The sequence below is a fragment of the Pseudomonas aestiva genome (genome assembly GCF_039908605.1).
GTDB classification, from domain to species: Bacteria; Pseudomonadota; Gammaproteobacteria; order Pseudomonadales; family Pseudomonadaceae; genus Chryseomonas; species Chryseomonas aestiva.
Window position 1 is genome coordinate 939004 of the sequence record NZ_CP150916.1, and the last position, 14578, is coordinate 953581.

The following is a 14578-nucleotide window of genomic DNA, read 5'->3' on the forward strand; positions in this document are numbered from 1 at the left end:
AGGTTAAAGCCAGGCTGCCATGGGCGCAAGATAGCGCTTTCCAGGGCGCGAACCCTGTTCATCCACCGTTAAAGAAAGAGCGCGGGCCCGCTGCTGCGGCCTTCGGGAAACTTCACGCCGACCTTGCGCACGCGCTTGTTCTCGATGGCCGCGACGATCCAGACCAGGCCATTCCATTCCACCAGGTCGCCGACGATGGGTTCGCCGCCGATCTCGTGGGTGATGAAGCTGCCGAGGCGCTGGTTGCCGTCCACCTCGCCCAGCTGCAGGCCGTACAGCGCGGCCACGGCGCTGAGTTCGGCGTCGGCTTCCAGGACGAAGTCGCCGAAGAATCTCTGGGTCTGCTGCGGTGCCTGGCTGAACAGCCGGCCGAGGGCCGGCAGATCGTGCTCGTGGCCGACCACACAGAGGATGTCGCCGGCTTCCAGGGTGGTACTGCCGGAGGGGTGGAGCAGGGTCTCGCCGCGGAACAGCGCGGCGATACGGGTGCCTTCGGGCATCTTCAGCTCGCGCAGGGCGGCGCCGATGCACCATTTCTCGGCGCCCAGGCGATAGATGAACAGCTCCCATTCGCTGGTCGGATGGACCTGCAGGCCGGCGCGGGAGAAGGGCGCCGGCTCCGGTGGCACCGTCACCTTGAGCAGCTTGGCGGCCAGCGGCAGGCTGGAGCCCTGCACCAGCAGCGACACCAGCACGATGAAGAAGGCCACGTTGAAGAACAGCTGGGCCTGGGGCAGCCCGGCCATCATCGGGAACACCGCCAGGATGATCGGGACCGCGCCACGCAGCCCGACCCAGGCGATAAAGGCCTTTTCCCGGTCGTGGAAGGCGCGGAAGGGCAGCAGGCCGATGGCCACCGACAGCGGGCGGGCGACCAGGATCATCCACAGGGCAAGGCCGAGGGCGGGCAGGGCGATGGGCAGCAGGTTGTGCGGCTCCACCAGCAGGCCCAGCACCAGGAACATGCCGATCTGCGCCAGCCAGGCCATGCCGTCGAGCATGTGCAGCATGCCGTGGCGACTGCGGATCGGCAGATTGCCCATCAGCAGACCGGCCAGGTAGACCGCGAGGATGCCACTGCCATGGGCGGTGTTGGTCAGGGCGAAGATCAGCAGGCCACCGCTGATGGCCAGTAGCGGATAGAGGCCGTCGGCGAGGTGGATGCGATTGATCAGCTGCAGCAGCAGCCAGCCGCCGCCCAGGCCGATCACCCCGCCGATGGCGAATTCGCTGACGAAATGCCCGAGCAGGCTCCAGGAAAAGCCGCTCTGGCCGCTGGCGAGCATCTCGATCAGGGTGACGGTGAGAAACACCGCCATGGGATCGTTGCTGCCCGATTCGATTTCCAGACTGGCGGTGACCCGTTCGTTGAGGCCCCGGCCGCCGAGCAGGGAAAACACCGCCGCAGCGTCGGTGGAGCCGACGATGGCGCCGATCAGCAGGCCCTGCAGCAGGCTGAGATCGAACAGCCAGGCGGCGGCGACCCCGGTCAGGCCGGTGGTGATCATCACCCCCACGGTGGCCAGCGACAGCGCCGGCCAGAGCGCCACGCGAAAACTTGACACCCGGGTGCGCATGCCGCCGTCGAGCAGGATCACCGCCAGCGCCAGGTTGCCCACCAGGTAGGCCATCGGATAGTTGTCGAAGGCGATGTGACCGGGACCGTCGATGCCAGCGAACATGCCGACTACCAGGAAGATCACCAGAATCGGGATGCCGACCCGCGAGGAAATCGAGCTGACCAGAATCGACAGGCCGATCAGCACCGCACCGATCAAGAACAAGCTGTTGATGGTGACAGCGTCCAAGCGTGACTCCTGGGGTAAAGAATTGAAGAACCTGGGGATTTAACCCGCTGGGTGGCCGGGGTGTCAAAGCGCGACGCCGCTGGCGCCCGAGGAAGACGGTACACTGTAGGGCTGACGCTGGAGTATCCCATGAATTACCGACACGCCTTCCACGCCGGCAATCACGCCGATGTCTTCAAGCACGCCACCCTGTTGCGCCTGGCCGCGCTGCTGGCGCGCAAGGAGACGCCCTTCGCCTATCTGGACAGCCATTCCGGCGTTGGTCGCTATGACCTGGCCGGCGATCAGGCCAGTCGTACCGATGAATGGCGCGATGGCATCGGACGGCTGTGGGCCCTGGAGTCCGTGCCGGCGGCCTTTGTCGGCTATCGCGAGGCGGTGGCGGCGCTCAATCCCGACGGCGCGCTGCGCTACTACCCCGGCTCGCCCGAGTTGATGCGCCAGGCCCTGCGCCCCCAGGATCGCCTGCTGCTCAACGAGCTGCACCCGGAGGATGGTCGCCTGCTCAAGGAAAACATGGCTCGCGATCGCCGGGTCGCGGTGCATCAGAAGGATGGCTGGCTGCTGCCGCGGGCGCTGCTGCCGGTCCCCGAGCGCCGGGCCTTGCTGCTGATCGATCCGCCCTTCGAGAAGGCCGACGAGCTGGAGCGTTGCGTCAAGGCGGTCGAGGAGGCCATCGGCCGGATGCGCCAGACGGTGATCATGCTCTGGTATCCGATCAAGGATCGCCGCCAGCTCCGACGCTTTCATGCCGGTCTGCAGGCCAGCGGCGCGCCCAAGCTGCTCAATGTCGAATTGCTGATCCGCGCGGCGGACGATCCCACCCGGCTCAATGGCTCGGGGTTGGCCATCGTCAATCCGCCGTGGGGCCTGGAAGAAGAGTTGCGCGACCTGCTGCCCTGGCTGGCCGAGCATCTGGCCCAGGGCGAAGGCAGCTGGCGGCTGGACTGGCTGATCGCGGAATAGCGAGGCCCGGCGCTGCTAGGCTTCGCTGCGCTCAACCCAACCTACGGGAAAGGTTGGCGTAGGTTGGGTCGAGGCGGCTCTACCGCCGAAGCCCGACAAAGAGAGCCGCCGCAGCGGCTCGGGATCAGACCGCCAGGCTGGGCGGCAGGCAGACGCCGGTGCCGGCCAGGCCGCAATAGCCGTTGGGATTCTTCGCCAGGTACTGCTGGTGATAGGCCTCGGCGTAGTAGAAGGGCGGCAGCGGGGCGATCTCGGTGGTGATCTCGCCATAACCGGCCTCGACCAGTTGCGCCTGGAAGGCGGCCTGGCTGGCTTCGAAGGCTTCCCGCTGATTGTCGTCGGTGTAATACAGCGCCGAGCGATACTGGGTGCCGACGTCGTTGCCCTGGCGCATGCCCTGGGTCGGATCGTGGGCTTCCCAGAAGATCTTCAGCAGCGCCTCCAGCGAGGTCTGGGCCGGATCGAACACCACCAGCACCACCTCGGTATGACCGGTCAGGCCGGAGCACACCTCTTCGTAGGTCGGATTGGGGGTATGGCCGCCGGCATAGCCCGCCGCGGTGGTCCAGACGCCCGGCTGTTGCCAGAAGCGCCGCTCGACGCCCCAGAAGCAGCCCATGCCTACCACCAGACTCTGCAGACCGGTGGGGAAGGGGCCTTGCAACGGATTGCCGTTGACATAGTGGGCCGCGGGCACGGCCATGGCCGTCTCGCGGCCGGGCAGCGCCTGCTCGGCGGCGGGCAGATGAGTCTTCTTGGTCAGGATTTCGGAACGCAGGACCATGGGATACCTCGTGGGAAAGGGCCAGGCGAAAAGCTCAGTGTACGCAAAATCGCAGCAGCGGGGTCGAGTCCGCGCGGCGGGTCAGCGCGTCGGCAGGTAACGCGCCAGGGCGGCGTCGAGCTGGTCGGCCGGGATGGGCTTGTCGAACAGATAGCCCTGGCCGATATCGCAGCGATGGTGGCGCAGGAACGCCAGCTGTTCGGTGGTCTCGATGCCCTCGGCAACCACCTGCAGCCGCAGGTTGTGGGCCATGGCGATCACCGCGGAGGTGATTTCCATGTCGTCCTGGTTGTCCGGGATGTCCTTGATGAAACTCCTGTCGATCTTGATGACGTCGATGGGGAATTTTTTCAAGTAGCTGAGCGACGAATAGCCGGTGCCGAAGTCATCCATCGCCAGGCTCATGCCCAGGCGCTTGAGGGCTTCGAGGGTGTTGCGGGTGGCGTCGGTGGCATCCAGCAGGAGGCTTTCGGTCAGTTCCAGCTCCAGACGCTTGGGCGCGATGCCCTCCTCGTCGAGGATGGTGACGAAGGACTGCACCAGGTCGGGATCGGTGAACTGCTTGGGCGACAGGTTGATGGCGATCTGCAGATCGTCGAAGCCGGCGGCGTCGAGGCGATGCAGCTGGCGGCAGACCTCGCGGATGACCCATTTGCCGATGGGCACGATGAGCCCGGTTTCCTCGGCGATGCTGATGAACTGGTCCGGGCGGATCATGCCCTTTTCCGGGTGCTGCCAGCGGATCAGGGCTTCCAGGCCGAGCAGCTTGGCGCGTTTCAGGCAGACCTTGGGCTGGTAGTGCACCAGCAGTTCGTTCTGTTCCAGGGCTCGGCGCAGGTTGTTCTGCACGAACAGCTTGTTGCTGGCTTCGGCGATCAGCGCCTCGGTGAACACCTGGACCTGATGGCCGCCGGTGGCCTTGGCTCTGTGCAGGGCGAGGCCGGCGTGCTTGATCAGGGTCTGCGGATCGGTCTCGTGCGGCCGCGCGGTGGTCAGGCCGATCGAGCAACTGATCAGGGTCGGGTGGCCTTCCACATAGAGTGGCGGATCCAGGGCCACCAGGGTGTCGCGGGCCAGGCTGTCAGCGGCGACCGCATCCATGCCTTCGAGCAGCACGGCGAATTCGTTGCTGGCGATGCGGGCGATCAGTGCGCCCTTGCCCAGGGCGCTGCGCAGGCGCCGGGCCAGACCCACCAGCAACTGGTCGCCGATACGATGACCGAGGCTGTCGTTGACTCTCTTGAAATTGTCGACGTCCACCAGCAGCAGCGAGTGTTCGCGGCTTGGACTGGACTGCTCCAGGCGCGCTTCCAGGCGGGCGATGAAGTGGCTGCGGTTGGCCAGCCCGGTGAGGCTGTCGCGAAACACCAGTTCGTCGTTGTGCTGCTGGGCGAAGCGGGTCTTGCTGGTGTCCTGGAAGATGCCCAGATAGCCCTGCAGGTCGCCATTGGGCTGCTGGATCTTGGACAGCGATAGCTGGCCCCAGTAGGTCTCGCCGTCGCGACGATAGCAGCGCAGTTCGCCTTGCCAGCTGTCCTGGTGCGCTAACCGCTGCCAGGCTTCGTAGAGCAGCTCGCCCCAGTTTTCCAGGGCTGGCAGGGATTCGACGTGCAGGCCCTGCAGCTTGCCGATGGGGTATCCGGTGATCCGCGCGAAGCTGTCGGTGGCGTGCTCCAGGCAACCGCTGGCATCCAGCAGCAGGAAGGCATCGTTGCTGGCTTCCATCACCCGGGTCAGGGGATGGGCGACCTTGGGCAGGCGCTCCGGCTGCTGGAGGAGGGCGGCCAGGCACTCGGCCAGGCTGCGGGCGAAGGCGACGTCCTCGGCTTCCCAGGTGGCCGCGTGGTCCCGGCGTAGGCAGAGCAGACCGATCAGCTGATTGTCATGCAGCAGCGCCACGTCCAGCGCCGTTCCGCCCCCGGTATGGGGCGGGTGCAGCACCTGACTGGCGTCTTCGATCACGCCCTGCTCGCGCAACCGGCGCCGATGGTCGCTGCACAGCGTCGGCAGGCGCTCTTCCTTGCACAGGGTGACGAGGCCATTGCCCTCGTAACGCCACAGGCTGAGTTCGTCCGCGGCAAAGGCGGCCGGGCCCTCGGCGCGCAGCAATTGCACCAGTTCGTCGTCGACCGGTGCCTGGCGCAGAGCCAGCCGGGACAGTTCGAGCAGCAGGGTCTGCCGCGCCTGGGCCATCCCCAGCCGTTGCTGGCGGTGGTCCTGGCTGTCCTGCAGGAGCGCCAGGGTGGAGCGCAGGGCCAGGTTGTGGGCTTCCCATTCGCCGGCCAGGCCGTCGTCGTTCATCACCCGCAGCAAATAGCCGCGCAGCAGGGGGCGGCCGTGGCGCTGCAGGCTTTCGCCCACCTCGACCACCTGGTACGGAGCCGCAGGGGAGTGGAACAGGTAGCGCACCTGATAGCTGCCGTGCTCGGCGAGTTGCAGCTGGATGTCTTCGTGCAGGCGATGACGGACGCTAGGTTCCATCAGGCTGGCATAGGGGGCATCGATGAGCGAGCACAGCGCCTGGGCGGGCAGGCCAAGGCTGGCTTCACAGCGGGAATCGAGATAGAGCATCGCCCAGGAGGCTTCATTCAGACGCTCGAAACGCAGCAAGCCCAATCGGGCAGGAGCGCTGAGCGCGCCCGCCTGATCGGCTACCGCGGCATCGGCAGCATCGGAGTGAATACTCATGCGAGGGTCCGCGTCCTTGTGAAGACGGAAAGATGTCCTAGGTTTATCGGAAAGGACAGACAAATCATTAATCCTTTTCCTCTCCGCCTCGCCAGCACCCTGGGATGGCTGTCAAGGTTGCCCGATAGAGGTCGGCCCATGCAAGGGGCGGCGCTCGGGGCGCCCATCCTACCTTTTTCCTGGATCTTTCGGTTGATCTGGCAGCAAAAACCCCGCCTGAGCGGGGTTCTTGCGCTACACCAGAAGACGGTAGCGGGAAGCCGTTACCGTCCTGTGGCGGCTTACAGCAGCAGACCGCGGATTTCCGCCAGCAGATCGCCCAGGCGCTTGGTGAAGCGCGCGGCGGCCGCCCCGTTGATCACGCGGTGATCGTAGGACAGCGACAGCGGCAGCATCAGGCGCGGCTGGAAGGCCTTGCCGTCCCAGACCGGCTGCATGCTGGCCTTGGACACCCCGAGGATCGCCACTTCCGGGGCATTGACGATCGGCGTGAAGCCGGTACCGCCGATGTGACCCAGGCTGGAGATGGTGAAGCAGGCGCCCTGCATGTCATCACCGCTGAGCTTCTTGGTCCGCGCCTTTTCCGCCAGCTGAGCGGCTTCGGCGGCGAGTTGCAGGAGGCTCTTCTGGTCGACGTTGCGGATGACCGGGACTAGCAGGCCGTCCGGGGTGTCCACGGCGAAGCCGATGTGCACGTACTTCTTGCGGATCACCGCCTTGCCGCTGGGGGCCAGGGAGGCGTTGAAGTCCGGCAGTTCCCTGAGCACATGGGCGCAGGCCTTGAGCAGGAACGGCAGGATGGTCAGCTTGACGCCGGCCTTTTCCGCCACGGCTTTCTGGCCGACCCGGAAGGCTTCCAGATCCGTCACGTCGGACTGGTCGAACTGGGTAACGTGGGGCACGTTCAGCCAGCTGCGATGCAGGTTGTTGGCACCGACCTGCATGAGGCGCGTCATCGGCACCTCTTCGATCTCGCCGAACTTGCTGAAGTCCACGGTGGGGATCGGCGGGATGCCGGCGCCACCGGTGACGCCCGCGGCCGCGGTCGGAGCCGCCTTGCTCTTCTGCAGCTGATCCTTGACGTAGGTCTGGACGTCTTCCTTGAGGATGCGACCCTTGGGACCGGTCGGGGTGACCTCGCCCAGATCGACACCGAACTCGCGGGCGACCATGCGCACGGCCGGGCCGGCATGGACCTTCTTGCCCTTGCCGGCGGCGGGTGCGCTGGCGGGAGCGGCGGCCTTGGCCGGAGCCTCGGCTTTCTTCTCGGGTGCCTGCGCGCTGGCGGCGGCATTGCCGGCAGCCGGCTTGGCCGCCTGCTTGGGCGCGGCACCGGCCACCTTCAGGGTCAGGATCAGATCGCCGGTCTTGGCCTGGTCATTGACCTTGATGGCGACGCTTTCCACCACGCCCGCCTTGGGCGCCGGGATTTCCATGCTGGCCTTGTCGGACTCCAGCACGATCAGCGACTGCTCGGCCTTGACCTGGTCACCGGCCTTGACCAGCACCTCGATGACGTTGGCACTGCCGGTGGAGCCGATGTCGGGGACCTTGATCTCCTCGACCGATTCACCGGCCGGCTCGGCGGCGGCTTCCTCGTGCAGCTCGGGCTCGGCGGCTTCCTTGGCGGGCTTGTCGCCGGCCTTGGATTCGACGCTCTTGCTCGGCTTGGCATTGGCGGCGCCCTTGAGGACCATGATCAGATCGCCGGTACCCACTTCGTCGCCGACCTTGACGGAAACGCTCTCCACCACGCCGGCGGCGGGGGAGGGGATTTCCATGCTGGCCTTGTCGGATTCCAGGGTGATCAGCGTCTGCTCGGCGGCGATGGTGTCGCCGGGCTTGACCGCCACCTCGATGATGCTGGCCTTGCCGCTGGAGCCGATGTCCGGAACGTGAATTTCCTGGGACTCGCCTTCGCCAGCGGGTGCCGAAGCGTCCTCGTCGCCGGCCGGCGTCGGGGTTTCGCTTTCCTCGACCTGGGTCTGCTTGGACTCGGCCTTGGGCTCGGCGGCGGGTTCGCTGCCGCTGGCGGCGTCCTCGCCTTCCAGGTCGATCAGCAGATCACCGGTCTTGAGGGTGTCGCCGACCTTGATGTGCAGGGCGGCGATCTTGCCGGCCTTGGGGGCCGGAATCTCCATGCTGGCCTTGTCGGACTCCAGCACCACCAGGCTCTGTTCGGCCTCGACGGTATCGCCGACCTTCACCAGCAGCTCGATGACTTCGCCGTCGCCACTGCCGATGTCGGGTACGCGGATGGTCTCGCTCACAGTTGTTTCCTCTTATCCGTGTGCCGCATCAGCAATCCAGGGGATTGCGCTTCTCGGTGTCGATGCCGAACTTGGTGATGGCGTCGGCCACGACCTTGCGTTCCAGCTTGCCTTGGTTGGCCAGCGCCTGCAGAGCGGCGACGGCGACCCAGCGACGGTCGACCTCGAAATGATCACGCAGCTTCTTGCGGCTGTCGCTGCGACCGAAGCCGTCGGTACCCAGCACCTGGAATTCGGTGGGGACCCACTGGCGGATCTGGTCGGCGAACAGCTTCATGTAGTCGGTGGAGGCGATGACCGGACCCTGGCGCTCGCCCAGGCACTGCTCGACGTAGGTCAGGCGGCGCTCTTCCAGCGGGTGCAGGCGGTTCCAGCGGTCGACGGCCAGGCCTTCGCGGCGCAGTTCGTTGAAGCTGGTGACGCTCCAGATGTCGGCGCCGACACCCATCTCGCGCAGGAGGCTCGCAGCCGCGCGGACCTCGTTGAGGATGGTGCCCGAGCCCAGCAGCTGGACGCGGTGCTTGAAGTCGCCTTTTTCTTCTTCCAGCAGGTACATGCCCTTGATGATGCCTTCCTCGACACCCTGGGGCATGGCCGGCTGCTGGTAGTTCTCGTTCATCACGGTGATGTAGTAGAAGACGCTCTGCTGCAGTTCCATCATCTGATGGATGCCTTCGCGCATGATCACCGCCAGCTCGTAGGCATAGGTGGGATCGTAGCTGCGGCAGTTGGGGATGGTGCCAGCCAGGATGTGGCTGTGACCGTCCTCGTGCTGCAGGCCTTCACCGTTCAGGGTGGTACGGCCGGAGGTGCCGCCCAGCAGGAAGCCGCGGGTCTGGGCATCGCCCGCCGCCCAGGCCAGGTCGCCGATACGCTGGAAGCCGAACATCGAATAGAAGATGTAGACCGGCAGCATGGGCTGGTTGTAGTTGCTGTAGGCGGTACCGGCGGCGATGAAGGAGGACATGGCGCCGGCCTCGTTGAGGCCTTCCTGGAGGATCTGGCCGTCCTTCTCTTCGCGGTAGTACATCACCTGGTCGCGATCGACCGGCTCATAGAGCTGACCGTGGGGCGAGTAGATGCCCAGCTGGCGGAACATGCCTTCCATGCCGAAGGTGCGGGCCTCGTCGGCGAGGATGGGCACGATGCGCTTGCCCAGGTCCTTGTCCTTGACCAGTTGCGACAGGATGCGGCCGAAGGCCATGGTGGTGGAGATCTCGCGATCGCCGGAGCCGTCCAGCACCGCCTTCAGGGTTTCCAGAGGCGGGGTGGGGATGCTCAGGCTGCGCGCGCGACGCTGAGGCAGGTGACCGCCCAGGGACTCGCGACGGCTCATCAGGTACTTCATCTCGGCACTGTCGTCGGCCGGACGATAGAAGGGCAGTTCGCTGAGCTGGGAATCGTTCAGCGGGATGTCGAAGCGATCGCGGAATTTCTTCAGCGACTCCACATCCACCTTCTTGGTGTTGTGCGCGGTGTTCTTGGCTTCGCCCGCACCGGTGCCGTAGCCCTTGATGGTCTTGGCCAGGATGACGGTGGGCTGGCCCTTGTGGTTGACCGCCTGGTGGTAGGCCGCATAGACCTTGTAGGGATCGTGACCGCCACGGTTGAGCTTCCAGATCTCGTCGTCGGACAGGTCCTCGACCATCTTGAGCAGCTCGGGGTTGGCGCCGAAGAAGTGCTTGCGCACATAGGCACCGTCCTTGGCCTTGTAGTTCTGGTATTCACCATCGACCACGGCGTCCATGCGCTGCTGCATGCGGCCTTCGGTGTCGCGGGCGAACAGCGGATCCCACATGCGGCCCCAGAGGACCTTGGTGACGTTCCAGTCGGCGCCACGGAAGATGCCTTCCAGTTCCTGGACGATCTTGCCGTTGCCACGGACCGGGCCGTCGAGGCGCTGCAGGTTGCAGTTGATGACGAAGATCAGGTTGTCGAGGTTCTCGCGGCCGGCCAGGGAGATGGCGCCCAGGGTTTCCGGCTCGTCGCACTCGCCGTCGCCGATGAAGCACCAGACCTTCTGCTTGCCGGCGGGGATGTAGCCGCGGTTCTCCAGGTACTTCATGAAGCGGGCCTGGTAGATGGCGGTGATCGGACCCAGACCCATGGACACGGTCGGGAACTGCCAGAAGTCGGGCATCAGGTGCGGGTGCGGGTAGCTCGACAGGCCCTTGCCGTCCACTTCCTGACGGAAGTTGTTCATCTGGTCTTCGGAGAGGCGGCCTTCCAGGAAGGCACGGGCGTAGACGCCGGGGGACGCGTGGCCCTGGTAGTAGATCAGGTCGCCGCCGTGCTCTTCGTTGGGCGCCTTCCAGAAATAGTTGAAGCCGATGTCATAGAGGGTGGCGCTGGAGGCGAAGGTGGAGATGTGACCACCCAGATCCGGATCCTTGAGGTTGGCGCGCATGACCATCGCCAGGGCGTTCCAGCGAACCAGCGAGCGGATGCGCCGCTCCATGAACAGGTCGCCCGGCATATGGGCTTCCTTGGTCACCGGAATGGTGTTGCGATAGGGGGTATTGATGGAGTAGGGCAGCTGGGTACCACTGCGGGTAGCCAGTTCGCCCATGCGGGTCATCAGATAATGAACGCGCTCCTCGCCTTCGTGGTCGAGGACGGACTCCAGGGCGTCCAGCCATTCCTGGGTTTCGACGGGATCGAGATCTTGCATGGCTTGCTCCAGGGCGGAAAGGCTTCCAAAATCGGTCGCCTCAGGGTCGCCGCCGGCCTCTTGGGGGCAGCGAAAATTCTTGGATTTATGACCGGACGGTTCCGATCGGCGTGTAGTTTTACTACAAATTCAAATCCGTTTCAGCTCCGAGCTGTAATGCGATAAAAAACAATTCGACGTTTGTCGAACGCGCTGCTCGAGGGCTCGCGAACTCCGAACCGCGGACGAGAAAACGGTTCCCGCTCGGACCAGGTGGTCCGTCGGAATGTCCCGGGTAGGGGGTTCGCGGCAGGGTGGTGGGGTTCGACCGTCCCTGCGCAGGACTGCCCATGATACCCCTCCTTCGTCCCGAACTGCCTCCGACTCTTGTCGCCTGTGCCGAGCTAGCCGACCGGCGTCTGGCCGACGCCCTGTCCCCGCTGCCCGCGGCGGCGGCCCGGCAGGCGAACTGGCCCGCGCCGCTGCGCGCCGAGTGGCGGCGGGTGGCCGCCCTCAGCGATTTCGTCGTCGAGCAGTTCTGCCGCCTGCCCGAGCCTTGCCTGGCGCTGGTCGACAGCGGCGATCTGGAGCTGTCGCTGGCGCCGGGGGCGATGGCGCAGCGCCTGCGCGAGGCCCTGGCCGACTGCCCGGACGAAGCCGAACTGGGGCGCCGGCTGCGGCGTTTTCGCATGCTGCAGCAGGTGCGCATCGTCTGGCGCGACCTGATCCGGCGTGCCGATCTGGTGGAGACCTGTCGCGACCTCAGCGACCTGGCCGACGCCTGCATCGACCAGGCCTGCGCCTGGCTCTATGCCCAGCAGTGCGGCCAGTTCGGCGTGCCGACCGGGCGCCACAGCGGTCAGCCTCAGCAGCTGGTGGTGCTGGGCATGGGCAAGCTGGGTGCGGGAGAGCTGAATCTGTCGTCCGATATCGACCTGATCTTCGCCTATGGCGAGGGCGGGGAGACGCGCGGCGCGCGGCGCGAGCAGGACAACCAGGAATTCTTCACCCGCCTCGGGCAACGCCTGATCAAGGCGCTGGACGCCACCACGGTGGAGGGCTTCGTCTTTCGCGTCGACATGCGCCTGCGACCCTATGGCAGCGCCGGCGCCCTGGTGCTGAGCTTTGCCGCCATGGAGCTCTACTACCAGGACCAGGGCCGCGACTGGGAACGCTACGCCATGATCAAGGCAAGGGTGGTCGGCGGCGACCAGGCCAGCGGCGCCGAGCTGCTGACCCTGCTGCGGCCCTTCGTCTATCGGCGCTATCTGGATTTCTCCGCCATCGAAGCCCTGCGCAGCATGAAGCAGCTGATCCGCCAGGAGGTGCGCCGGCGCGGCATGACCGACAACGTCAAGCTGGGCGCGGGCGGCATCCGCGAAGTGGAATTCATCGCCCAGGCCTACCAGCTGATCCACGGCGGGCGCGATCCGGCGCTGCAGCAGCGCCCGCTGCTCGGGGTACTGACCAGTCTGCGCGAGCGCGACTATCTGCCGGCCGCGGCGGAAGCGGAGCTCCGCGAGGGCTATTGCTTCCTGCGCTATGTGGAGCACGGGCTGCAGGCCATCGCCGACCAGCAGACCCAGACCCTGCCAGTGGACCCTCAGGGTCGGGCGCGGGTGGCCTTCCTCATGGGGTATGCCGACTGGGATGACTTCAGCGCGGCGCTCGACGGCTGGCGCAGCCGCATCGACTGGCACTTCCAGCAGACCATCGCCGATCCCGAGGAGGAGACCCAGAGCGCCGAGCTGGAAGACAGCTGGCTGCCGCTGTGGGAAGACCTGCTCGACCCCGAGGAGTCCCTGGCGCGACTGCGCGCGGCGGGCTTCCAGGCGCCGGAGCAGGCGCTGGAATTGCTGGCCAGTCTGCGGGCCAGCGGCCAGGTGCGGGCCATGCAGCGCGCCGGTCGCGAGCGCCTGGATGCCTTCATGCCACGGCTGCTGGATGCGGTCAGCGCCGACGAGCAGCCCGATCGGGCGCTGGAGCGGGTGCTGCCGCTGGTGGAAGCCGTGGCGCGACGCTCCGCCTACCTGGTCCTGCTCAGCGAGAATCCGCCGGCCCTGGCGCGGCTGCTGGAGCTCTGCGGCGCCAGTGCCTGGGTGGCCGAACAGATCACCCGCTATCCGGCGCTGCTCGACGAATTGCTCAACGAGGGCCGGCTCTATCATCCGCCGCAGAAACCGGAGCTGGCCGCCGAATTGCGCGAGCGCCTGATGCGCCTGCCCGAAGAGGATCTGGAGCAGCAGATGGACGTGCTGCGCCACTTCAAGCGCGCCCACAGCCTGCGGGTGGCGGCGGCGGAGATCGCCGGGAGCCTGCCGCTGATGAAGGTCAGCGACTATCTCACCTGGCTCGCCGAGGTGATCCTCGAAGAGGTCTTCGGCCTGGCCTGGCGCCAGCTGGTGCAGCGCCATGGCACGCCGCAGCGACGCGACGGCTCGCCCTGCCAGCCGGACTTCGTCATCGTCGGCTACGGCAAGGTCGGCGGCATCGAGCTCGGCCATGGCTCGGATCTCGATCTGGTGTTCATCCACGATGCCGATCCCCTGGCCGAGACCGATGGCGCCAAGCCCATGGATGGCGCCCAGTTCTTCAATCGCCTCGGCCAGCGCATCATCCATCTGCTCACCACCACTACCCCGGTAGGCACCCTCTACGAGGTGGACATGCGCCTGCGGCCGTCCGGCGCGGCGGGGCTGCTGGTGAGCTCGCTGGAGGCCTTCGAGCGCTACCAGCAGAGCGAGGCCTGGACCTGGGAGCACCAGGCGCTGGTGCGCGCGCGGGTGGTGGCGGGTTGCCCGCGGCTTGGCGCGCGCTTCGACGCGGTGCGGGCGCGCATCCTCGGTCGGCAGCGGGAGCTGGCGACCCTGCAGGCCGACGTGGCCGGCATGCGCGACAAGATGCTCGACAACCTCGGCACCGCGGTGACCGCCGGCGGACTGGGGCCGAACGCGCGCCGGCCGGAGCAGCGCTTCGACCTCAAGCAGGATGCCGGCGGTATCGTCGATATCGAATTTATGGTCCAATATGCCGTTCTGGCCTGGTCGTGGCAGCATCCCGAATTGCTGCGTTTTCCCGACAACATCCGCATCCTGGAATCCCTCGAAGCGGCTGGTCTGGTACCGGCCACGGACGCCATTGCCCTGCGCGAAGCCTACAAGGTCTACCGCGCCGCGCTGCACCGCCTGGTGCTGCAGAAGCAGCCGGGCAAGGTGCCGGCCGACGGCTTTCTCGCCGAGCGCGACGAAGTGCGCCGTATCTGGCACGGCCTGGGGCTGGACACGCCGTCCGGCAATCCGGCCACCTTTTAGGCCGTCATCAGTAAGGAGAGGCAAGATGTCGATGTCCGTGCGCGAGCTTTCGATCAGGCCGGGCCTGAGGGAGTGGGAGTCGGCCACCCGCTAGGTGCCGA

Annotated in this window: 7 protein-coding genes; 2 read left to right on the top strand and 5 right to left on the bottom strand. The window is 66.3% G+C overall.

Annotated elements, in window-relative coordinates:
* Nucleotides 1-68: 68 nt before the first annotated feature.
* A complete protein-coding gene (locus AABM56_RS04380) occupies nt 69-1808 on the bottom strand; it encodes a potassium/proton antiporter (protein WP_133862997.1) in 1740 nt (579 codons plus the stop codon).
* A gap of 129 nt (nt 1809-1937) precedes the next feature.
* Between AABM56_RS04380 and AABM56_RS04385 the strand changes: the two genes are divergently transcribed.
* On the top strand, nt 1938-2774 hold the full coding sequence (locus tag AABM56_RS04385; RefSeq protein WP_263259509.1) for a 23S rRNA (adenine(2030)-N(6))-methyltransferase RlmJ: 837 nt from the start codon (nt 1938-1940) through the stop codon (nt 2772-2774).
* Between the two features lie 124 nt (nt 2775-2898).
* Here the strand turns inward: AABM56_RS04385 and msrA are convergent, their stop codons facing one another.
* The 4 genes from msrA to aceE all read right to left on the bottom strand — a co-directional run bounded on the left by msrA (nt 2899) and on the right by aceE (nt 11187).
* Complete coding sequence (gene msrA, locus AABM56_RS04390; RefSeq protein WP_133862995.1) at nt 2899-3558, bottom strand: peptide-methionine (S)-S-oxide reductase MsrA; 660 nt, start codon at nt 3556-3558, stop codon at nt 2899-2901.
* An 81-nt stretch (nt 3559-3639) separates the two neighbouring features.
* The gene (locus AABM56_RS04395) at nt 3640-6246 is read right to left on the bottom strand and encodes a bifunctional diguanylate cyclase/phosphodiesterase (protein WP_133862994.1); all 2607 of its coding nucleotides are present in this window, start codon (nt 6244-6246) and stop codon (nt 3640-3642) included.
* Between the two features lie 281 nt (nt 6247-6527).
* Nucleotides 6528-8516 carry a dihydrolipoyllysine-residue acetyltransferase gene (gene aceF / locus AABM56_RS04400; RefSeq protein ID WP_347883859.1) on the bottom strand — a complete coding sequence of 663 codons (1989 nt, stop codon included), beginning with the start codon at nt 8514-8516 and terminating at the stop codon, nt 6528-6530.
* A gap of 28 nt (nt 8517-8544) precedes the next feature.
* Complete coding sequence (aceE, locus tag AABM56_RS04405) at nt 8545-11187, bottom strand: pyruvate dehydrogenase (acetyl-transferring), homodimeric type (protein WP_133862992.1); 2643 nt, start codon at nt 11185-11187, stop codon at nt 8545-8547.
* Nucleotides 11188-11516: 329 nt separating this feature from the next.
* Between aceE and glnE the strand changes: the two genes are divergently transcribed.
* On the top strand, nt 11517-14477 hold the full coding sequence (glnE, locus tag AABM56_RS04410) for a bifunctional [glutamate--ammonia ligase]-adenylyl-L-tyrosine phosphorylase/[glutamate--ammonia-ligase] adenylyltransferase (protein ID WP_133862991.1): 2961 nt from the start codon (nt 11517-11519) through the stop codon (nt 14475-14477).
* Nucleotides 14478-14578: the final 101 nt, after the last annotated feature.

What these genes read in the sequence shown, in the direction of transcription:
- AABM56_RS04385 (WP_263259509.1), top strand. Translation starts at nt 1,938, where the DNA reads ATGAATTACCGACACGCCTTCCACGCCGGCAATCACGCCGATGTCTTC.
- AABM56_RS04395 (WP_133862994.1), bottom strand. Translation starts at nt 6,246, where the DNA reads ATGAGTATTCACTCCGATGCTGCCGATGCCGCGGTAGCCGATCAGGCG.
- aceE (WP_133862992.1), bottom strand. Translation starts at nt 11,187, where the DNA reads ATGCAAGATCTCGATCCCGTCGAAACCCAGGAATGGCTGGACGCCCTG.
- glnE (WP_133862991.1), top strand. Translation starts at nt 11,517, where the DNA reads ATGATACCCCTCCTTCGTCCCGAACTGCCTCCGACTCTTGTCGCCTGT.
- msrA (WP_133862995.1), bottom strand. Translation starts at nt 3,558, where the DNA reads ATGGTCCTGCGTTCCGAAATCCTGACCAAGAAGACTCATCTGCCCGCC.